Source organism: Vibrio sp. J2-3(2022) (genome assembly GCF_021725735.1).
In the GTDB taxonomy this organism is placed as follows: Bacteria; Pseudomonadota; Gammaproteobacteria; order Enterobacterales; family Vibrionaceae; genus Vibrio; species Vibrio diabolicus.
The window spans coordinates 390,404-411,140 of record NZ_JAKKCK010000005.1; the positions used below are offsets into that span (position 1 = coordinate 390,404).

Here is a 20,737-nt window from a genome sequence, read left to right on the forward strand (position 1 = left end):
GGTATTCAGGACTACTCATCGGAGGCGTAGCCGTGTGCGCCAAGTTCTGCGCCATCTAAATAGGCTTTACCATCCTTCATGATCAACCGCTCGTCTACCAACCACTTAGCCACCATAGGGTAGATTCGGTGCTCCTGAGCCTGCACACGTGCTGCAAGTACACTAGCATTATCGTCTTCGAACACCGGAACTTTTGCTTGCAGTATGACAGGGCCACCATCAAGCTCTTCCGTTACAAAGTGCACACTCGTACCATGTTCTTTGTCGCCAGCATCTATTGCTCTCTGGTGTGTGTGTAGCCCAGGATATTTTGGTAGAAGAGAAGGGTGGATATTGATCATCTTACCCATGTAATGAGAAACAAACTCGCTGCTCAGAATACGCATGTAGCCCGCCAGAATAATCACGTCTGGTTGGTATTCATCGATTTGACTCATTAGCTCTGCATCAAAGCTTTTACGCGAGTCGAATGCTTTAGGGTCGACAAAGTGACCGTCTACATCAAAGTTTTTTGCACGTTCTAAACCAAAAGCATCTGCTTTGTTAGAGAACACGGCTGCCACTCGTGCGTTTGGCATGCTGTTTTCGCAAGCTTCCAAGATAGCTTGCAGGTTACTTCCGTTACCCGAGATGAGGACCACAATGTTTTTTAGGGTATGGTTTTTCATGATGTCGAGAGTGCCTTGGTATGGTAGGTTAGAGTTATGTAGCTTCTAAACTACCTACTAATAGAATGGTTTTTATTGTTCTAGATAGCAAAATGAGGACCTAGTCATCTAGTGTCCTCATTCTTTTTATCTTGTGAGCTCGATTTGCAAATTATTGGATTTCAACTTGCTCTTCATTCGCTTCAGCTTGCGCGATTTGACCAATCACCCATGCGTTTTCACCTTCTTCTTGAAGAAGAGCAACCGCGGCTTCCGCTTGGTCTTTAGGTAGTGCAACGATTAGACCCACACCACAGTTGAACGTACGGTACATTTCGTGTGTGTCGACGTTGCCTTTCTCTTGTAGCCACTTGAAGATCACTGGCCATTCCCAGCTGTTACCATCGATAACTGCTTTTGTGCCTTCAGGCAGAACACGTGGGATGTTTTCCCAGAAACCACCACCAGTGATATGAGAAATCGCATGGATGTCGTGTTTCTCAATCATCTTAAGTGCTGATTTGATGTAAATCTTAGTTGGTTCTAGTAGGTGCTCACCGATAGTGCGACCTGCTAGTTCTTCGTTCTTATCTGCGCCAGATACTTCTAGGATTTTACGGATAAGGGAGTAACCGTTTGAGTGTGGGCCGCTTGAGCCAACAGCGATAAGTGCATCACCAGCAGCGACTTTCGTGCCGTCGATCACGTCTTCTTTTTCGACGACGCCAACACAGAAACCAGCTACATCGTAGTCTTCGCCTTCATACATGCCAGGCATCTCTGCTGTTTCGCCACCAATTAGGGCGCAACCTGCTTGAACACACCCTTCAGCGATACCTGAAACAACATCCGCTGCGGTATCAACGTCTAGTTTGCCTGTTGCGTAATAATCTAGGAAGAACAGTGGCTCTGCGCCTTGCACGATAAGATCATTTACACACATCGCAACAAGGTCGATGCCGATAGTGTCGTGCTTGTTCATATCCAGTGCTAGGCGAAGCTTAGTACCTACGCCATCAGTACCAGAAACCAGTACAGGTTGTTTGTATTTGGTTGGCAATTCGCATAGCGCGCCAAAACCACCGATACCACCCATAACTTCAGGGCGACGAGTACGTTTTACCGCACCCTTAATACGATCCACAAGCGCGTTGCCTGCATCAATATCTACACCAGCGTCTTTATAGCTAAGAGAAGAGTTGTTACCACTCACAGGGAAGTCCTCGGTATTAAGTTGGATATGAAAACGGCGCTATTCTAACAGTGCTTAAACACAGATAGCAAACGTTTGCGTCCGTTTTTTTCTTTAGTGATTTATCCTGATATCCCTGTGAAAATCATGTATAATCTGAAGGTTTGTTTAAATATTGCCAACTATAGCCGGAGATGGACATGAAAGTTGTTGAAGTAAAGCACCCTCTAGTAAAACATAAAATTGGTCTAATGAGAGAAGGTGACATCAGCACAAAACGTTTTCGTGAGTTAGCGACTGAGGTCGGTAGCCTACTTACTTACGAAGCAACGTCAGACTTTGAAACAGAAAAAGTGACCATTGATGGTTGGAACGGTCCGGTAGAAGTAGACCAAATTAAAGGTAAAAAAGTAACCGTAGTACCAATCCTACGTGCAGGTCTAGGCATGATGGACGGTGTTCTTGAGCACATGCCAAGCGCACGTATCAGTGTTGTTGGTATTTACCGTGATGAAGAAACACTTGAGCCAGTTCCTTACTTCAACAAGCTTGCTTCTAACATCGATGAGCGTATTGCGCTTGTTGTTGACCCAATGCTTGCAACGGGTGGTTCTATGATTGCTACGATTGATCTTCTAAAAGAGAAAGGTTGTAACCAAATCAAAGTGTTGGTACTTGTTGCTGCTCCAGAAGGTATTGAAGCGCTAGAAAAAGCACACCCAGATGTGGAGCTATACACTGCGGCCATCGATGAGAAGCTAAATGACAAAGGCTACATCGTACCGGGTCTAGGTGATGCAGGTGATAAGATCTTCGGTACTAAGTAATTCTTTAATGTATTACTACGACTGAACAGAAAAAACAAAGGCTTGGTGAAAACCAAGCCTTTTTTATATCTATAATACGAGAAGAATAAAATGTGCCACTCAGTAAAGCAGCGCAGACGCACTATTTCGCGTTCTCTTCTTCCATTTGTGCGTTATCTACAACGTGGTTTTCACCTAAATCGTTTGGTAGCACAAGGTTAAGAATAATTGCCACGATACCGCATAGGCTCACACCTTGTAGGCTGAACTCACCAATACCGAAAGCCATACCGCCAATACCAAATACAAGTGTTACGGCAACGATCACTAGGTTACGAGACTTATGTAAATCAACGTTATTCTTGATCAGTGTGTTGAGGCCTACCGTGGCGATAGAGCCGAACAGCAGAATCATGATACCGCCCATGACAGGTACTGGAATCGTTTGAAGAACCGCGCCTAGCTTACCTACCAATGCAAGTACGATTGCAGTGATCGCAGCCCAAGTCATGATCACAGGGTTAAATGCTTTGGTTAGCATTACCGCTCCTGTTACTTCACTGTAAGTGGTGTTTGGTGGAGCACCCACCATCGAGGCTGCGATAGTTGCCACCCCGTCACCTGCGATTGTGCGATGAAGGCCAGGTTTTTTCAGGTAGTTTTTACCTGTAACGTTTGAGATAGCAAGCATGTCACCTACGTGCTCTACTGCTGGTGCGATAGCGACAGGAATCATGAACAAGATTGCGTTTATGTTGAACTCTGGCGCGGTGAAATTTGGCATAGCTAGCCAAGCCGCTTGTGCTACTGGAGTGAAATCAACCACCCCGTAGAATAGAGAAACAGAGTAACCTGCAAGAATACCACCGACAATTGGAACGAGCTTCAAAAAGCCTTTTGCAAACACGCTTAGTACAATGGTTGTGAGCAGTGAGACCGCCGAGATGATGATCGCAGCATCACCATTAACAAGCTGTGCAGCACCATCACCGGTTTTACCTACCGCCATGTTCACTGCTGTTGGAGCAAGGCCAAGACCAATCACCATGATCACAGGGCCAACGACAACAGGCGGGAGAATTTTATGGATAAATCCAACACCACGCACTTTGATCATCGCCCCTAGAGCCACATAAACCAGGCCCGCTGCCATTAAGCCGCCCATCGTTGCGCCGATACCCCAAGTTTGGATACCGAACATAATAGGAGCAATAAACGCAAAAGAAGAGGCAAGGAAGATGGGAACAGAACGTTTAGTCATTAATTGGAAGAGGAGAGTACCGACACCGGCACCAAAGAGGGCGACATTTGGATCAAGGCCAGTTAGCAGCGGCACAAGCACCAAAGCACCAAAAGCGACAAAGAGCATTTGAGCGCCTTGTAACGCGTTTTTCATAATAATTCCCTATTTTCAAGATACGCAGACAAATCCGGCGAATACTATCATCCTGCAATCGTTTACAACGTTGCATGGATCAAACTTTCGATTGAATCTTTCCCATAAATAGCGTTTTTGAGAGTTAGTTGCTTGCAAATTGGCCTCTTTTACGAGTCTTGCGTGACGATGAAAAACGAACTGTCTAACTTGTTGAGATAGCTGGATAAGCAATGAGTTTATTATGAAAAACAACACTAGAGTGCTCATTGAGACCCGAGTTAACAAAGCTGGTCATAATACAGACAATTTACTCAGTACTTGCCTTGCTCAAGATTTGATAGTTGCTTATTATTCGGGTTCTTGTTCAGAGGATTATAAAAACTATGCGCTATTTAGCTCTCTTACTGATAGGTTGGTTGTCCCTACCAGTATATGCATTAACTCAGGTGGATATCTATCGTGCCGAAGTGGTTATCGACAGTGAGCAGAACGACGGTGAGTCTCTGGCTCGTCAACAAGGTATGCAGGATGTGATTGTTCGAGCGACCGGTTCTCAATCCTCTTTAAGCAATCCAGTGATTAAAAAGGCACTTGGTTCAAGTGCGCGTTACATTTCCCAACTGAGCTATGGGCAGGTTGATGGAAAAGCGAGCTTAAAAATGTTGTTTAACAGCGACCAAATCAGCTCTCTTTTAACACAAGCACAATTGCCATCTTGGTCGCCAAATCGTGCCAATATTTTAGTTTGGATGGTTGAAGAACAGGGTTACGATCGTAACATCGCGTGGGAACATTCTGAATCTTCAAACGTTGTAGCACTTCGCAGTGCTGCGAAATCGAGAGGCTTGCCGATTACGATCCCAGTTGGTGATTTTGATGATGTAACTGGTGTTAATGTTTCTGATCTTTGGGGCGGCTTTATTGAGCCAATTGGCCAAGCGAGCCAGCGCTACCCAGCGGATGCCGTTTTAGTTGTGCGCGCTCAAGGTGAACAAATTCGCTGGACGTTATACGATCAATCACCAATGAGAATTGTTGAAGCACAGCGCTCTCCGCGTAACGGTTCCGCATCAGGCGCCAATGCCATTGCTGAGATGGTTGATGGCATCGCTGACTACTACGCGAGTAAGAGCGCAGTGGTAGTATCTGGAAAATCTTCAAAAGCGTTGGCGGTGAAAGTCCTTAATGTAACGTCTGCCACGGACTTCTTCCGTTTAGAGAATGCGTTAAAACAACTTAATTCGGTTGCGGGTACGGAAATTAAGCGTGTCCAAGGTGATGAGCTGACGCTCAACATCCATCTTTTGGCATCTCAACAAGCTTTTGAGAAAGAAGCTTCTTCTATTTCTCAATTAATGGTTTTTGAAGATCCTTTGGGTGAAGTTGATGCCCCAGCTTTAACTCAAGAAGCAGAGCCAATTGCTCCGATGAATGAAGCTAAAGATACAGCTATGGTAGAAAAAGTGCAGTCTGAAGTGCCTGCGGATATCGCGGCGGAAGCAAAGGACGAAACGCACCCAACTCAGCCGATGATTGTGGAGCCTGCCCGAGAACAGTATGACTTGATCTACGAGTGGCGCTCGGCATCGTAATTGCGTTGATAGCGTTCCAGGCGTCAAGCGCAAGGATCAAACACCAATGTGGTAAGCGTAAAAAAGAGTCGCAATAGCGACTCTTTTTGTTTTCTAAATTAGTATTCGAACCAATGATCAGTGATTGACTGCGATTGGCGTTATTTATTGAATTTCGCTTTTTCTTCTTTTTCTACTTGAGAGAGGCGCTTCAACTTAAGACCTAGCTCTTTGCCTCTCGCTCTAGCAAACAAAATATTGCCAGCGAAACCGAGTGAAGTCAGGAGCAACTCTACTGCCGCAAGCCAACGTTCTCCACCATCCACATAAAGGATGGTCAGCGCATGCAAGAAATACAGCATAAGAACAAAGTTAGCCCAAGCATGAGTGTAAGGCTTACCAGCCAAAATACCAGGCAACGGAAGTAATAGCGGAATACACCAAGCAATAGCAAGTGTTGTGCTGCTGAGGTGAGGGTGAGGGGACAACGCAAGCTGCCAAATTGCGACCCAGGCTAATAAGGCTAAGTTGCCAAATAAAGCTAGGTAACGATAGGTTTTAGCCTGTGTACCGAGTGGTGTTTGGTCTAAAGAGTCAGACATCGATTAACTATCCTTGATTTTACTAACAGACTTTTAGTTTTAACGCTGCAGTTGCCAGCCTTTTGCCTAATTGTTGTGCCAGACGAATCTCTTCACTGCTGAGGGTTGCCTCATGGCCTACACTGCTGGCGCCATACGGAGTGCCTCCGGACTGCGTAGTGTGTAACTCTGGTTCGGCATAAGGAATGCCCAAAACCATCATCCCGTGATGCAACAAAGGGGTCATCATGCTTTGTAACGTTGTTTCTTGACCACCATGCATCGAAGAGGAAGAGGTAAAGACACAAGCTGGCTTATCGATTAAGTCACCACTGACCCATAAAGATGTAGTCTGATCCCAGAAGTGCTTTAAAGGCGCAGCCATGTTGCCAAACCAGACGGGACTGCCAAACGCTAGACCGTCGCACGTTTTCAGTTCCTCTAGAGTAACAATTGGATCAGAAGGGGAGTGTGAGTGAGGTGACAATTCTTCAACTGTACGCAAAATTGCTTGGCATTGAGGAGTCGATTCGACTCCTCTTGCTATCTGTCTTGCCAGTTGTTTTGTCGAGCCGTGACGGCTGAAATACAAAATAAGGATCTGGCAATCCATTTATAGAATATCCAACACTTGCTCTGGTGGTCGACCAATTTTCGCTTTGCCGTTGGCAACTACCACCGGACGCTCAAATAATTTTGGATTTTTCGCCATTGCTTCGAACAATTGCTCATCGCTAACAGAGTCTTCGCCTAGGCCAAGTTCTTTGTATTCGCTTTCTTTGGTGCGCATCATTTCACGTACAGATGAAAAGCCAAGTTGTGCGTACAGCGCTTTTAGCTCATCTACGTTAAGTGGTGTGTCTAGGTATTTGACGACTTCCGGTGTAACACCATTTTGCTCAAGCAGTTCAAGTGTTTGACGGCTCTTTGAGCAACGAGGGTTGTGATAAATCACGACTGACATGGTTTTCTCCATTTCGTTATTGTAATGCCATGAATCGATCTCTTTGGATCATGAGTTGGTCAATACGGGCATCGTATCGAGCTTGCTCTAAGCTGCCCAACTTGGCCATTTTACTTGCTTCACTATAATATTGAATCGCTTTATTCCAGTTTGCTCGCAACGCCAAAATTTCCGCTCGCGCAGCCAACTCTTCATCACTACGTCCTAGCGCGTGGTAGCTCTTCGATATTAGGTGCCAGCCATTTGTATCTTCAGGATAATCATGAGTGTATCGCTGAAGAACTCGCGTGGCTTGATCGTTTTTATTGTCCTCAAGTAGCGCATTGGCATAGTTAATGGTCAATACTTTATTTTGAGGGTTCCGAGATAACGCTTTACGGAGCATCTCGGTTGCTTTTTCTGGCTGCTTCTTCTCGATATATAAATCCGTCATAGCATCCAGGTAGAACGGGTTACTTGGGTCCTGCTCCAGCAACTTTTTCAAAATAGGTTCCGCTTGAGACAAGCGTTTGCTGTCTAAATGTACGAGTGCTCGCCCATAGTCAAAAGCAGGTGTGATGTCCGCAGAGGCTTTCTTTTGAGTTCGCTCAAACCAGCCTAAAGCAGCTTGTCCGTCAATGCCGGCGTACCGCGCAACAATGCGCGCACGCGCTAGGTGATAGTCTATTGAAGGCACAACTCGCATTGGTGGATAGGTCCTTGCTCGCGCACGGCTATCGGTAATTCGATCTTCAGGTAGTGGGTGAGTCAGTAGCATTGGCGGCGGTTTACTCGCATAACGATATTCATCTGCAAGACGGCCAAAAAAACGTGGCATTGCTTGAACATCAAAACCAGCTTTTGCCAATGTCGAAATACCAAAGCGGTCCGCTTCTTTCTCATTTGCGCGAGTGTAGTTGATTTGGCTTTGCATGTTACCTGCGGTTGCCGCCGTAATTGCAGCCATCCCCGCTTCTGGTGAGGCTATCGAAAGCAGTAATGCGCCAGCGAGTGCAGCCAATGTGGCCGGAGAGCGACGTGCTTGCTCTTCCATGCTGCGCGCAAGGTGGCGTTGTGTGACGTGCGCAATCTCGTGAGCAACAACAGAGGCCAACTCACTTTCTGAACGCGCATGAAGAAACAACCCAGAGTGCAACGCTACGTAACCACCAAAAAACGCGAACGCGTTAATATTGCGGTCGCGAATCATAAAGAAGTGAAACGGCGTTTTCACATCGTTCGCATTGGCTACTAGTCTGTGCCCGAGAGCGTCAATATATTCATTGATAACAGGATCATTAACGATAGGTTTACTGGCTCTGAGCATACGCATATAGGCGTCGCCGTAAATCAACTCTTGGTCTATTGAGAGCGTACCACCAGCAGCCGTACCAATGTCTGGCAAGTCAATGCTATTGGCATAAGTTGTCGGCGAACTGATTGCAGCTGCAAGACATAAGCAAACTAGCGAGCGAGTGCGTTTTAACATACGTTTAAAAGGTTCTCCAAAATACATAAGCATGTGGTTAGAGGCTGAGAACCTCTCAACAGCGCCACATGCGTTTTGGTTATCCGCGAGGATATAAGCTAGCAATAAGACCGGAAATAAATGAATTGGTTTCGTAAATTATTTTATATCCGAGTCATTTCAGCATGTGGTTAAATCATGTCAGAAGTGCTAGCACCAGCTCAAAAAGCCGTTACAATACAACCCTATCATAAGTGCAGAGCAATACAATGGAATCCATGTTACTTGATTTGCGTGAACAACGTTGCCCTATGGCACTGTTACTTGCAAAGCGTCACGCTGCTGAAGTCTTTCAAGGAGAAACGCAGCAGTATCATCAACTTGTTATTCAAGTGGTGGATAACAGCTCTAAACGAGACATTGTGAACTATCTCAGTGCCCAAGGGTACTCAGTTGATTGCCAATCTACATCAGAGCACTACACATTGACTGTATTCAATAAGGAATCCGCATAAGATGTTTGAAATGGTTAGTCGTTGGTATAAACGACGTTTCTCAGACCCTCATGCAGTAAGTCTCGTCGCGATCTTGCTGTTTGGTTTTATCACCATTTACTTCTTTGGGCATTTGATTGCGCCATTGCTTGTCGCGATCGTTTTGGCTTATTTACTTGAATGGCCAGTCGTAAAAATGTGTCGCATGGGCGTGCCGCGCACTTTGTCGGTCATCATCGTGATCTTAATGTTCGTTGGATTGATGTTGATCGCTTTGTTTGGTTTGGTTCCGACGATTTGGACTCAGGTCGGTAATCTAATTAACGATATTCCAAACATGTACAACGGGTTACAAAAGTTTATTGTCACGCTACCAGAACGTCATCCTGAGTTAGCAAACTTAGAAATTGTAGAAACCGTGGTGACAAATGCCAAAAACCAAGCGTTGGGACTTGGTGAGAGTGTAGTAAAAGGCTCACTTGCGTCATTAGTCAGTATTGCGACGCTAGCGGTATACCTGATTTTAGTGCCACTACTTATCTTCTTCTTACTGAAAGACAAAGAAGAGATGCTAAGAATCGCGAGTGGTGTTTTGCCGAAAAACCGTAAACTCGCGAATAAAGTTTGGCATGAAATGAACGAGCAGATCTCCAATTACATTCGCGGTAAAGTGCTCGAGATTTTAATCGTGGGTGGCGTGAGTTACGTGACTTTTGCCATTTTAGATCTTCGCTATTCGGCGCTGCTTGCCGTAGCTGTCGGTCTATCTGTGTTAATTCCTTATATCGGCGCGGCTGCTGTAACCGTGCCTGTCGCCATCGTTGGTCTGTTCCAATGGGGTCTCGCACCTCCGTTTTATTGGTTGCTGCTTGCTTACGGTATTATCCAAGCGCTGGATGGTAATGTGTTGGTTCCTGTTCTGTTTTCCGAGGCAGTAAATTTACACCCAGTTGCCATCATTGTGGCAGTGTTAGTCTTCGGTGGCTTGTGGGGTTTTTGGGGCGTATTCTTCGCCATTCCGTTGGCGACACTAGTTAAAGCCGTATGGCATGCCTTACCAAGTGCGGAAGAAAACGAACCAGTCGAACAAGAGTAGGCGTTACCAAAGTACAATGCTCAAAAGAAAGCCCAGCAGTTTGCTGGGCTTTTTGTTATTTGAAGAACGGATCGCGCTTATGCGTTTTCGTTGAGGTAATTTAATACGACTTCGTGGTGATCTTTGGTTTTGAACTTGTTGAACACGTGTTCGATCACGCCTTCTTCATTGATCAGGAAGCTAATGCGGTGAAGACCATCATATACTTTACCCATGAATTTCTTTTCGCCCCAAACGCCAAATTGGTCTGCAACGGCATGATCTTCGTCAGAAAGCAGGGTGAAGTTTAAATCATCACGCTCGATGAATTTGCCTAGGCGTTTTACAGGGTCGATGCTTACGCCAAGTACCACCACGTTGTGTGCATCGAGTTCAGCTTTGATGTCACGAAGACCTTTTGCTTGGGTAGTACAACCCGGCGTCATCGCCTTAGGGTAAAAGTAGAAAAGTACTTTCTTGCCTTTAAAGTCTTCAAGAGAAACGGTATTTCCGTCTTGGTCGAGCAAAGAGAAGGCTGGCGCTGGCGAGCCTGCTGTCAGCGTATTCATGGTGATTTCCTTTACTTTATAGTGTGTTTTTAATGAAATTCAGAGAACCTTGTACGTTGAGCGACTGACAAAGTTCATCGAAATCTTCTTGTAATTGCATTAAGTTACAATCCGCACTTACTGATGCGGTAATCGCAATGTGGAATTGGTCGGCATCGAGTTGAACTTTCGACTTACTGATAGTTTGGGCGCTAAGAGAGTCCAAACCAATCTGTTGATCCGCGAAGAACTTAGTAAATTTTTCAGTCAGACCTGGGCGGTCTTCAGACTCAATAAACACTTCCATTGTGTAGCTGTTGTCGAGCAATTCGTGCGCTGCCGTACGCTTCATAATCGTAATCAGGTCATGCTCTTGGCCAAGTAGGGGCAATTGCGTTTCTACTCGAGTCACGCTACTGGCGTTCCCAGTTAGGAGCATGATTAGCGTAAATTCGCTGCCAAAGATAGCGATACGGCTATCGACTATGTTACAACCGGCTTGAGTAACGAGGTGTACGACTTGGTTACAAATGCCTGGACGGTCCGTTCCAACTGCTGTAAGTACCAGATGTTGCTTCATAAATGAGCTTCTTGTCCTTTCTTCAATAGAGAGATGTTAGCACAGATATTGCGGAGAAATATCGAGTCAGTTCTTTTTTTAGTTTACAAAAAAGCAGGTTGGCTCTTGAGGTGAACGATTGGAGGCAAGCAGTAAACGAGGGATTTGGGGGAATAAAACGTTTGCATGATGTGCTTGCGTATTGTTTGGTCTTTTTATTCACTCAGGTCTGACTTGGTGAGCGCAACCCAAGAGTATATTTTCCTGGCTTGTGCACTTCAGTATTTTCCAAATCACTGATAGATTCTAAAGTCACTCGAAGCCCAACACGATTATCAATATTGCCGCTAATCAAACCAAATAGAGCAATTAAGTTGCTAGACCTCTAACAACTGATAATTATTCATTCATTTGTACTTTGTAAGCGAGTTTACGCTCTTGTGTTTTTCAATCGCATTACAGTACCATGCAGAAAGAGTTAAATGAGGGAGATAAACATGTTTTCAGGAAGTATCGTAGCGCTGATTACGCCATTCAAAGCAGATGGCGAAGTAGACTTTGACAGTCTGCAAAAGCTAGTAGAGTACCACGTTGAAGCGGGTACAGACGGTATTGTGGCAGTAGGCACAACAGGTGAGTCAGCGACACTGACCATTGAAGAGCATGTAAAGGTCGTTAATAAAACTGTTGAGTTTGCCGACGGTCGCATCCCTGTGATTGCTGGCACGGGTGCAAATGCAACCCACGAGGCAGTAACATTTAGCAAATTACTGGCTGATTCTGGTATTGCTGGCTTCCTGAGTGTGACACCGTATTACAACAAACCAACTCAAGAAGGTTTGTTCTTGCACTACAAGGCAATTGCTGAAGCGAGTGATGTGCCTCTAATTTTATACAACGTACCAGGCCGTACTGCTGTTGATATGCAGCCAGAAACAGTGGCACGCTTGTCAAAGCTTGATAATATCGTGGCTTTAAAAGATGCAACGGGCGATTTGGACCGAATTGCAATTCACCGTGAACTTTGTGGCGAAGATTTTATCTTACTAAGTGGCGATGATGCGACGGGTCTCGATTTTGTGAAACTTGGCGGCAATGGTGTTATTTCGGTAACGAACAATATTGCAGCTAAAGACATGGCAGACATGTTCCATTTGGCAAGTGAAGGTAAGTATGAAGAAGCAGAAGCGATTAACCAACGCTTGATGACTCTACACAAAAACCTTTTCATTGAAGCAAGCCCTATCCCAGTAAAATGGGCAGCGCAAAAGCTTGGTTTGATTGAAGAAGGTGGTTTGCGTCTTCCTTTAACCACACTTTCTGAAAAATCGCAGCCGATCGTCGAACAGGCGTTAACCGATGCCCATATTTATTAAGATTGAGCTATTAAGGTTGAGTTACTAGGATTGAAGTTCATACTGGGGGCCAAAGCGCCCTCGGTGTTTTAGGAGTATAGATGAAGCTTTCAAGCCAGTTAGTGTTAAGTTCATTAGCTGTATTCGTATTGACTGCCTGTTCAGGTGGTGCCAATCAACGTCGTCAAGCAAAAGATGACTTCGAGTATTTGAACTCCCCCAATTTGGGTGAGTGGAATGTCCCGCAAGGCGCACAGCCACAGTTTTACCCGAACTATGAGATCCCTCAGGGTAACTACGCTGGTGGTGTAGGTAAAGATGTCGACATTCGTCCACCTCAACAAGTCCTAGAGCTTATTCCTGGTGCACGTCTGGACCGCAGTAGTGATGGTGAAGTGACACTTTGGCTACTTCGTAAAGATGAACTAGATAAAGTTTGGCAAACGGTACAAAACATGGTCGCGGCCAACGAGATTCCAGTTGAAAGCCAAACAGATTCTCGCATCGAGACGGGTTGGGTGACGTGGGATTCGCCAGACGAAGAGCTGGAAATTGGTAGCCGATATGAGATCGTACGTGCTGAAGCAAATGGTCGACACGGCTTTAAAGTGAGTCTTATTGACTGGCGTGAAGGCAATCAAGTGAAAGAAGTAACGGCGACCAACCGTGAGCGCTACAATGTGTTCATGACGAACTTGGTAACCGCTCGCTACGATCAAGAAGTACGTGAAGAAGCACAACGTAAAGCGCAAGAGTTGGTTAAACAGATCCCAATTACAATGGGTAAAGACCGTAGTGGGCTTCCTGTGATTGTCGCGCGCGCGCAATACAACATGCTTTGGCAACGTCTGCCTAATATTCTACCTAAGATGGGCTTTAAGATTGAAGAGCGTAGCCAGTCTCAGGGCACAATCACTGCGAAATATGCGTCTCCGGATGATGAATTCTGGAACGATATCGGCGTTAAACCAGTGGAGTTAGACGCTGGTAAGTACACATTCTTACTTGGCGATTTAGGCAACCGTACGTCTATCAATATTACGGATTCCTCTGGTAAGCCAGTAGAAGAAGAGTTTTTGAAATCACTAGCGCCTGTATTGGCTGCGACGGTGAAGCAGTAACCAAAGCGAACTTAACGCGATACGTTTACACAATAATTGAAAAGGGACCCAGTGGTCCCTTTTTTGATGCTTATATTCGGCGTGTCGGGATAAAGTAGGTGTTTAACTAACGAGGCTCGTCTTTGTTGCTCTCCTCGTCAGCGGAGCGCTGTTTATCCAACGTGTTCAGCTTATCTAAATCGTTCTTACGGCTTTTATCCATCTGACCAAACTTCATTTTTGCGGTGTATTTGAGTGCGGCAATGTTACCAATGACCACGCTCAACACTACAATGATAATGACCCAAGGATTGGTGAGTATTTCTATCATAGAGCCTCCGGCGGCGTGATATTGTGAATAAATTTGGCAACGACGTTATCCAAATTATTCAGTATGACGTCAATCCCTGCAATGTTGTCGGTCTGATTTTGCTGAATCAGCTGGTTTCTGAGCACATCAGGCGTCAATTGCGCGAGGCACTGTTGCCCGACAGTGCGGTGGCTAATGTGCCAAGGCTCAATCGAAACGCCACCTAAATCTTGCTGATAAGGGAAGAAGAAGCCGAATCGACCAAGGTTGGCTTTTAACCATTGGTAGAACGCTTGCTGGTGGCCTTCAAGGTACTCCCAAGGCTCCAGCTTGAGTTTGGTGTCAGTAGGCAATAAATTGCGCGCATAGACATCAAAATCACAACCCCAATGATGACGACTTCCTCCAGGCAGTGCCGACCAGCGTAAAATGGCCATCAATTTTTCTTCGTCATTTAACTCTGCTTTATTTAAAGGGCGGGAGTTGATGTCGAGAATTGGCAACTCACCAGAAAACTTCCCGTTCCAGATCGCTTTTTGGCGGTTGAAGTCACGAAAACCACTGGCGATTTCCATTTTAAAACCTGCTTCTGTTGCCGCTTCAATCATCTTTAGCAGATCGTCAGCCACTTCAGGGTGGAGTAGAAACGCTTTTTGACCCACTAAAGTGGATTGCAGATGAGAATCTGTGGTGCCGGTGAGTTGCTCTGGTGTCATGGTGTTCTCGCTGATTACTTCGCTAACAGGTGTTTCAACGTGTTCTCGTACATGTCAGTCAACTTTTCTAGATCGTCCACTTTCACGCATTCGTTCACTTTATGAATCGTAGCATTAACAGGGCCTAACTCTACGACTTGACCACCCATTCGAGCGATAAAGCGACCATCAGACGTACCGCCAGTTGTAAGTAGGGCTGGCTTCGTATCATTCACGTCGGCAACAGCAGCAACAACCGCATCTAGCAGCGCGCCTGTATCGGTCAGGAATGGGTCGCCGTTGAATGTCCATTTTAGATCGTAGTCCAGCTCATGCTTGTCCAATGTTTCGGTAACACGCTGAACAATTGCGTCATTGTTAAGCTCAGTACTAAAACGTAGGTTGAACTGAACATGGAACTCGCCAGGAATGACGTTAGACGCACCAGTGCCAGCCGATACGTTCGGGATCTGGAAGCTGGTTGGTGGGAAATAATCATTTCCTTTGTCCCACTCTGTTGTTGCGAGTTCATGAATCGCGAGTAGAGACTCGTGCACAGGGTTATTGGCTAGGTGAGGATAGGCCACGTGGCCTTGTGTTCCTTTTACCGTTAAATCGCCCGTGATAGAACCGCGACGTCCATTTTTCACCACATCGCCAACCACTTCGGTGCTGGATGGTTCACCGACGATACACATGTCGATATTTTCGCCACGTGCCATCAACGTTTCTACAACACGAACGGTACCATTGATAAATGGTCCTTCTTCATCCGACGTAATTAGAAAGCCGATTGAGCCTTTGTGGTCTGGGTTTTCTGCAATGAAGCGTTCGACAGCAACGACCATAGCAGCTAGCGACCCTTTCATGTCCGCTGCACCGCGACCGTGTAGGTAACCATCAATAATAGTTGGTTCAAACGGATGTGTATCCCAGTGCTCCAGTTTGCCAGCAGGTACCACATCGGTGTGGCCAGCGAATGCAAATAGTGGCGCTTCTGAACCACGTCGAGCCCAGAAGTTCGTGGTATCTTCAAACACCATTACTTCAATTTCAAACCCGAGTGCTTTTAAGCGCTCGATCATCAAATCCTGACAACCTGCGTCTTCCGGCGTTACAGATTGTCTACTGATCAGATCTTTAGCAAGTGCCAATACTGGACTGTCTGTCATCCTTGAGTATTCCTTTATTTAAGAGTTGAAAATGGTAGCGTATTGATCAGCTTTAAAACCGATATGAAGTTGATCATTCACTTTTAAAATTGGGCGCTTGATCATCGCCGGATTTTCTACCAAAAGAGCGATCGCGTTTTCTTCGTTAAGCGTGTCTTTCTGTTCTTGTGTCAGTTGGCGGTAGGTCGTGCCACGTTTGTTGAGCACCTGTTCCCAACCTAAAGCGCGACAAAATTCGCTTACCATAGCTACATCAACGCCTTGCTTACGGTAGTCATGGAAGTCGTAAGCAATATCCTCAGCTTCTAACCATTTTTTGGCTTTTTTGATCGTATCGCAGTTGGGAATACCAAACATGGTAATCGACATAGTGTTTCCTTTTTTCTTTGTTCTATTTTTCACTGGCGCGGTTAAGACGCACTTAAGTGATTTGGCTGCTATAGCATCCTATCAAGAAGCAATCAAACTGACAAAATGCGGTGGAAAATATTTTCAGATAGATTGAGATAACTGATGTTACGTAACTTATTTACGATGAATGCACTATAAATCGAATAAAAAATCGTCTAAATCAAATGGAAAAGTCGAGTTATTGATCAAACGCAACATCTCGCTGAGCAAAAACGAAATAATGAATCAGCACAATTTTAGGAGGTGTCAATGGAATTGAGTCCTGTTTTTGCAAGGCGGCTATATTTGGCCTTGTTGGTGGAAAACCTAGAAAGGCCGAATGTGCCAAAGTTGATCGAAAAAACGGGGTGGCCTCGTCGTACAATTCAAGATGTACTCAAGGCGTTACCTGGGATCGGCATTGAACTCATATTCGTTCAAGATGGCCGACGTCATAATGACGGCTATTATCAACTTTCAGATTGGGGGCCTTTTGATAGCCAATGGGTTCTAGAGCGGGAGAGAGATATCGCTAGCAGTCTTGGATTTCGTGCATAAGCCAGCAATTGCTGGCTTTTTTCATATTCAGGCGTCATCCATTGCAGCGGTAAGCGGAGCCCAGCACGCTAAATGAGGTGATAAAATCTTGCGGGGAGACCATAAAAACGGTGTCCGCATCGATAGCCGCGGCATTGTTTTTTAAATCATTCATCGCGCCTTGCATCATCGCGTCATTGGTCATGAAAATGTAGTTATACCAATGACCCTCGCTTCCGGTGACTTCGCCTTTGTATTCGCATCGATCAGGATTGAACTGAGCGTCAATGCGAATATGAACATCTTGGCTTTGAGCCTGAGTAAGGTGAGAAGGCATCGTACATCCAGAGAGAAGTACGACAAAAAGTCCAAGTAACAGGCGTATCATCAGCTATTTCCCCAATATTGTGTAAGCAGCAAAGCCAATCCAGCTCAGAGCGAGCAGTATCCAAGGCAGTTTGCTTGATACATGGTTTGGCGCATCGTCGGTGATGTTGTCTTGTTCGATAGTCTCTTCATGCTGACGTTGCTTTTCACGTTGCTGTTTTTTCTTCGCTTTATCGGCTTGACGATTGCGCTCTTTTTGTTGTTTCTTATATTGTGCGATGCCTTTTTCGATACCTTGAGCGATCAACTTGGTTTGCTCTTTGGTTTGCCCCGGTTTCTGTGTGGATTTGGCAATTCTCATCGCTTCGGCTTGAGTTTCTTGAGAAGGCGCTGGGGTAGCTGGAGTTCTTTTTTTCATGTTTCTCATCAACGTCATTGTAAATCTTTGTTTAGTTTACCTGTGTAAGATGATGAAATGAACTTTAGTTCTCATCTTTGCTGGCTTGCAACTCTGAAATGATAGGTTAAAGTGGCGTTTTATCACATTAAGAAGAAGATGTTGTGCGCTACTCGTTTGACCAATATGACGCCCATGGATTTTTAAAAGCGCCGATTATTTTATGGTTTGGATGGATGTTTCTTGTGCGTTCATGGGTTGTGTTTGCGATGGCAGGCGTAAGTCGTGATAGTGGCAGTAAGCTACTCGCTATTGTTTATCCAGACTCAAGTACGCTGTATTTGGGTTTGGCTATGGGCATTCCAAGCCTGCTTCTCATGTGGTTGATGGGGCTCCGTCAACCCGATAGAGGATGGGTAAACAGAATTACTCGCTATGGTCGAGAGATCACTTTGATCTTGTGCGGTATCCAACTGGCTCAGACCATGTATCATGTGTATCTGGAACATGGTGTATTCAACTGGGCAAACGCCCTTACCATTACCTTATTAGCTTGGTTTATGATCTATCTTCTAAATGGAAGATGGGTAAAAGACTGTTTTCATGTGCCACAATTGGAGCGCAATGAAGAGCAGCCTTCGAAGAATTAAAAACAATAACTTCCCACACCGGGGCAAAGTATAGAGGAAACCTCAATGTCACAAGCTCAAACGGCGATCGTGCCAGAAGCAGGGCCATTTGCACTGTACACTCAACTTAAAGTGAACCAAAACCGTGAAAACGTATTGGATAAGCTGAAAGCACTACCAAAGTTAGTGGAAGAGTTAAATATTACCCAGCCAGGCGCGGCGCTGACCCTTTCTATCGCATTCACAAAATCGTTTTGGCAACACCTCAATGTAGACGTGCCAGAAGAGCTTATTGATTTTACTCAACTTGGCGAAGGAGACATCGTAGCGCCTGCAACGGATGTTGATGTGCTGATTCACTGTCACTCTACTCGTCACGACTTGCACTTTTATGTTCTGCGTAAGTTTCTAGAAGAGACGGCACAAGATGTCACCATTGTGGACGAAACGTATGGGTACCGTTACCTTGATGCTCGTGATATGACAGACTTTATTGATGGGACAGAAAACCCGAAAGGGGAGGCCCGCGCTGATGTGGCTCTAGTAAAAGAGGGCCTATTTGCTGGAGGCAGTTATGTCATGGCTCAACGCTTTGAACATAACCTTGCCGCTTGGAATCGCTTGAATGTCAAAGCGCAAGAAAAAGTGATTGGTCGTACCAAACCAGACTCTATCGAGCTAGAAGACGTTCCTGCTGCATCACACGTCGGTCGCGTTGATATTAAAGAAGAAGGAAAAGGTCTCAAGATTGTTCGTCATAGCTTGCCATACGGGACGGTAACAGGGCCTCATGGCCTGCTGTTTATTTCTTACTGCAATACACTTCATAACATTAAAGTGATGCTAGAAAGTATGTACGGCGTGACAGATGGTAAAACAGACCAAATGCTTCGTTTCACAAAAGCGGTAACTGGTGCGTACTTCTTCGCTCCATCACAAGAAATGCTAGCAGAGCTAGCCATCAAGTAAGTTCTCAGACTTTATTTCTTAAGCCCTCCAATTGGAGGGCTTTTATTTTCTTCTTTTCTATTCCACAGACTTTTTCAAAAAAGACTAAACCTTTCGATTATTTGGTCGATAAATACTCAAAGCCTTAATTTTAGGACCCTTTATTCGTGGCGATCACCGTTAATACCAATGTTGCAGCACTTGTCGCACAGCGTCATTTGACCAGTGCAACTGACATGCTGAACCAATCCATGGAGCGTTTGTCTTCAGGGAAGCGTATTAACAGCGCAAAGGATGACGCTGCGGGTCTGCAAATCTCCAACCGTCTGCAATCGCAAATGCGTGGTTTGGATGTCGCGGTACGTAACGCGAACGACGGCATTTCCATCATGCAAACTGCGGAAGGCGCGATGAATGAGGTGACCAATATCATGCAACGTATGCGTGATTTGTCGCTACAGTCAGCCAATGGTTCAAACAGCAAAGCGGAACGCACTGCACTGCAAGAAGAAGTGACGGCACTTAACGATGAGCTAAACCGCATTGCCGAAACGACCTCCTTTGGTGGGCGTAAACTGCTCAATGGCAGCTTTGGTAAGTCGGCATTTCAAATCGGTGCAGCGTCAGGTGAAGCTGTGCAAGTTGAATTAAAGTCGATGCGCAGTGATGGCATTGATATGGGCGGCTTTAGTTACATTGCAAATGGACGTGCAAGCTCTGATTGGAAAGTAAAAGACGGTGCGAATGATCTTAGTATGTCATTTACGAATCGTTTTGGTGAGACGGAAACCATTCAAATTAATGCCAAAGCTGGCGATGATATCGAAGAGCTTGCGACTTATATCAATGGTCAAACTGACAAAGTCACGGCATCGGTGAATGAAGAAGGTCAGTTACAGCTATTTATGGCTGGAGAAGAAGCTTCAGGCACTTTATCGTTTTCAGGTGACTTAGCGAGTGAACTGGGGTTACAGCTAAAAGGTTACGATGCGGTTGATAACATCGACATTACGTCTGTCGGTGGTGCGCAACAAGCCGTGGCCGTCCTAGATACTGCGATGAAGTACGTTGATAGCCATCGTGCTGAGTTAGGCGCGTATCAAAACCGCTTTAATCACGCGATCAATAATCTGGATAACATCCACGAAAACTTAGCCGCTTCCAACAGTCGTATCCAAGACACTGACTACGCGAAAGAAACCACGCAAATGGTGAAGCAGCAGATCTTGCAGCAGGTCAGTACTTCTATTCTTGCACAAGCAAAACAAGCGCCAAACCTAGCATTAACCTTACTTGGCTAATGATCGACCTCGCTCGAATTTAACGCAAAACCTGCCTGTATCGACAGCTCGAAAAGAAGCTTTAGCGAAAGTTTGACGTTTTTTTGCTTTTTTATCTGCTTCATCACGATTCCTTCTCCAAATGAACTTTTTCCAAAAAAATCCAAAAAATTCCCTAAAGAAATCAGTTTGAGCGCCGTTAATAAAAGTAACTTTGAGAGAACTACTTGGTTTTCCGAGACGTCGGAAACCGCTATACCGGAAAATCAATTGGAGAAATCACCATGGCAGTGAATGTAAACACTAACGTATCAGCGATGACCGCTCAGCGTTAC

The 20,737-nt window shown here is 45.4% G+C and carries 25 protein-coding genes; 10 read left to right on the top strand and 15 right to left on the bottom strand.

The features are described from left to right. Positions 1-11: 11 nt before the first annotated feature. On the bottom strand, positions 12-668 hold the full coding sequence (purN, locus tag L3V27_RS18995; RefSeq protein WP_237312520.1) for a phosphoribosylglycinamide formyltransferase: 657 nt from the start codon (positions 666-668) through the stop codon (positions 12-14). A gap of 151 nt (positions 669-819) precedes the next feature. Continuing rightward, positions 820-1,860 (bottom strand): phosphoribosylformylglycinamidine cyclo-ligase, encoded by a 1,041-nt coding sequence (gene purM / locus L3V27_RS19000; RefSeq protein ID WP_054867197.1) that lies wholly within the window; start codon positions 1,858-1,860, stop codon positions 820-822. 179 nt (positions 1,861-2,039) lie between these two features. Between purM and upp the strand changes: the two genes are divergently transcribed. Further along, complete coding sequence (upp, locus tag L3V27_RS19005) at positions 2,040-2,666, top strand: uracil phosphoribosyltransferase (RefSeq protein WP_041852906.1); 627 nt, start codon at positions 2,040-2,042, stop codon at positions 2,664-2,666. 121 nt (positions 2,667-2,787) lie between these two features. Here upp and L3V27_RS19010 read toward each other — a convergent pair whose 3' ends face one another. Next, complete coding sequence (locus L3V27_RS19010; protein WP_053809782.1) at positions 2,788-4,041, bottom strand: uracil-xanthine permease family protein; 1,254 nt, start codon at positions 4,039-4,041, stop codon at positions 2,788-2,790. Between the two features lie 365 nt (positions 4,042-4,406). Here L3V27_RS19010 and L3V27_RS19015 point away from each other — a divergent pair, with 365 nt between their 5' ends. Further along, positions 4,407-5,615: a DUF2066 domain-containing protein gene (locus tag L3V27_RS19015; RefSeq protein WP_237312522.1), complete on the top strand. Its 1,209-nt coding sequence runs from the start codon at positions 4,407-4,409 to the stop codon at positions 5,613-5,615. A gap of 140 nt (positions 5,616-5,755) precedes the next feature. Here L3V27_RS19015 and L3V27_RS19020 read toward each other — a convergent pair whose 3' ends face one another. Genes L3V27_RS19020 through L3V27_RS19035 form a run of 4 tightly spaced genes read right to left on the bottom strand, consistent with a single transcriptional unit; the run spans position 5,756 to position 8,607 of the window. After that, entirely contained in the window at positions 5,756-6,196 is a 441-nt protein-coding gene (locus L3V27_RS19020) for a DUF2069 domain-containing protein (RefSeq protein ID WP_012841511.1), read from the bottom strand. 22 nt (positions 6,197-6,218) lie between these two features. Continuing rightward, positions 6,219-6,788 carry an NAD(P)H:quinone oxidoreductase gene (wrbA, locus tag L3V27_RS19025; RefSeq protein ID WP_012841512.1) on the bottom strand — a complete coding sequence of 190 codons (570 nt, stop codon included), beginning with the start codon at positions 6,786-6,788 and terminating at the stop codon, positions 6,219-6,221. Beyond that, positions 6,789-7,139, bottom strand: coding sequence for an arsenate reductase (glutaredoxin) (gene arsC, locus L3V27_RS19030; RefSeq protein ID WP_005380410.1), 351 nt, complete (start codon positions 7,137-7,139; stop codon positions 6,789-6,791). Between the two features lie 16 nt (positions 7,140-7,155). After that, positions 7,156-8,607 carry a M48 family metallopeptidase gene (locus L3V27_RS19035; RefSeq protein ID WP_012841513.1) on the bottom strand — a complete coding sequence of 484 codons (1,452 nt, stop codon included), beginning with the start codon at positions 8,605-8,607 and terminating at the stop codon, positions 7,156-7,158. A gap of 257 nt (positions 8,608-8,864) precedes the next feature. Between L3V27_RS19035 and L3V27_RS19040 the strand changes: the two genes are divergently transcribed. Then, on the top strand, positions 8,865-9,101 hold the full coding sequence (locus L3V27_RS19040; protein WP_046875522.1) for a sulfurtransferase TusA family protein: 237 nt from the start codon (positions 8,865-8,867) through the stop codon (positions 9,099-9,101). A 1-nt stretch (position 9,102) separates the two neighbouring features. Beyond that, entirely contained in the window at positions 9,103-10,176 is a 1,074-nt protein-coding gene (locus L3V27_RS19045; RefSeq protein ID WP_237312523.1) for an AI-2E family transporter, read from the top strand. Between the two features lie 77 nt (positions 10,177-10,253). Here L3V27_RS19045 and bcp read toward each other — a convergent pair whose 3' ends face one another. Both bcp and L3V27_RS19055 read right to left on the bottom strand, forming a co-directional pair. Next, entirely contained in the window at positions 10,254-10,724 is a 471-nt protein-coding gene (gene bcp, locus L3V27_RS19050) for a thioredoxin-dependent thiol peroxidase (RefSeq protein WP_005380418.1), read from the bottom strand. Between the two features lie 16 nt (positions 10,725-10,740). After that, positions 10,741-11,283 (bottom strand): glycine cleavage system protein R, encoded by a 543-nt coding sequence (locus L3V27_RS19055; RefSeq protein ID WP_237312526.1) that lies wholly within the window; start codon positions 11,281-11,283, stop codon positions 10,741-10,743. A 476-nt stretch (positions 11,284-11,759) separates the two neighbouring features. Here L3V27_RS19055 and dapA point away from each other — a divergent pair, with 476 nt between their 5' ends. Together dapA and bamC are read left to right on the top strand one after the other, a co-directional pair. Beyond that, positions 11,760-12,638, top strand: a complete 879-nt coding sequence (gene dapA / locus L3V27_RS19060) for a 4-hydroxy-tetrahydrodipicolinate synthase (protein ID WP_054867202.1) — start codon at positions 11,760-11,762, stop codon at positions 12,636-12,638. Positions 12,639-12,718: 80 nt separating this feature from the next. After that, entirely contained in the window at positions 12,719-13,738 is a 1,020-nt protein-coding gene (gene bamC / locus L3V27_RS19065) for an outer membrane protein assembly factor BamC (RefSeq protein ID WP_006741687.1), read from the top strand. A gap of 106 nt (positions 13,739-13,844) precedes the next feature. Here the strand turns inward: bamC and L3V27_RS19070 are convergent, their stop codons facing one another. From L3V27_RS19070 to L3V27_RS19085, 4 genes are read right to left on the bottom strand one after another with little or no spacing between them, the layout of a single operon-like run. Continuing rightward, positions 13,845-14,048, bottom strand: coding sequence for a DUF2897 family protein (locus L3V27_RS19070; protein ID WP_012841517.1), 204 nt, complete (start codon positions 14,046-14,048; stop codon positions 13,845-13,847). Further along, a complete protein-coding gene (locus L3V27_RS19075) occupies positions 14,045-14,743 on the bottom strand; it encodes a M15 family metallopeptidase (protein WP_237312527.1) in 699 nt (232 codons plus the stop codon). Before L3V27_RS19075 ends, L3V27_RS19070 begins: the two co-directional genes overlap by 4 nt. A gap of 14 nt (positions 14,744-14,757) precedes the next feature. Beyond that, the gene (gene dapE / locus L3V27_RS19080; RefSeq protein WP_047008854.1) at positions 14,758-15,894 is read right to left on the bottom strand and encodes a succinyl-diaminopimelate desuccinylase; all 1,137 of its coding nucleotides are present in this window, start codon (positions 15,892-15,894) and stop codon (positions 14,758-14,760) included. A gap of 18 nt (positions 15,895-15,912) precedes the next feature. Then, positions 15,913-16,263, bottom strand: a complete 351-nt coding sequence (locus L3V27_RS19085; protein ID WP_047008853.1) for an ArsC family reductase — start codon at positions 16,261-16,263, stop codon at positions 15,913-15,915. 291 nt (positions 16,264-16,554) lie between these two features. Between L3V27_RS19085 and L3V27_RS19090 the strand changes: the two genes are divergently transcribed. Beyond that, on the top strand, positions 16,555-16,842 hold the full coding sequence (locus L3V27_RS19090; RefSeq protein ID WP_005380433.1) for a helix-turn-helix domain-containing protein: 288 nt from the start codon (positions 16,555-16,557) through the stop codon (positions 16,840-16,842). Positions 16,843-16,876: 34 nt separating this feature from the next. On the opposite strand, the gene L3V27_RS19095 is transcribed toward L3V27_RS19090, so the two are convergent. Then, a complete protein-coding gene (locus L3V27_RS19095; protein WP_047008852.1) occupies positions 16,877-17,209 on the bottom strand; it encodes a DUF4156 domain-containing protein in 333 nt (110 codons plus the stop codon). 3 nt (positions 17,210-17,212) lie between these two features. Further along, positions 17,213-17,566, bottom strand: coding sequence for a DUF2956 domain-containing protein (locus L3V27_RS19100; RefSeq protein ID WP_164666258.1), 354 nt, complete (start codon positions 17,564-17,566; stop codon positions 17,213-17,215). Between the two features lie 143 nt (positions 17,567-17,709). Here L3V27_RS19100 and L3V27_RS19105 point away from each other — a divergent pair, with 143 nt between their 5' ends. The 3 genes from L3V27_RS19105 to L3V27_RS19115 all read left to right on the top strand — a co-directional run bounded on the left by L3V27_RS19105 (position 17,710) and on the right by L3V27_RS19115 (position 20,423). After that, positions 17,710-18,195 carry a DUF2919 domain-containing protein gene (locus tag L3V27_RS19105; protein WP_237312529.1) on the top strand — a complete coding sequence of 162 codons (486 nt, stop codon included), beginning with the start codon at positions 17,710-17,712 and terminating at the stop codon, positions 18,193-18,195. A gap of 45 nt (positions 18,196-18,240) precedes the next feature. Continuing rightward, positions 18,241-19,143, top strand: coding sequence for a Dyp-type peroxidase (locus L3V27_RS19110; RefSeq protein ID WP_134647221.1), 903 nt, complete (start codon positions 18,241-18,243; stop codon positions 19,141-19,143). 146 nt (positions 19,144-19,289) lie between these two features. Then, positions 19,290-20,423, top strand: a complete 1,134-nt coding sequence (locus L3V27_RS19115; protein WP_237312530.1) for a flagellin — start codon at positions 19,290-19,292, stop codon at positions 20,421-20,423. Positions 20,424-20,737 lie beyond the last annotated feature (314 nt).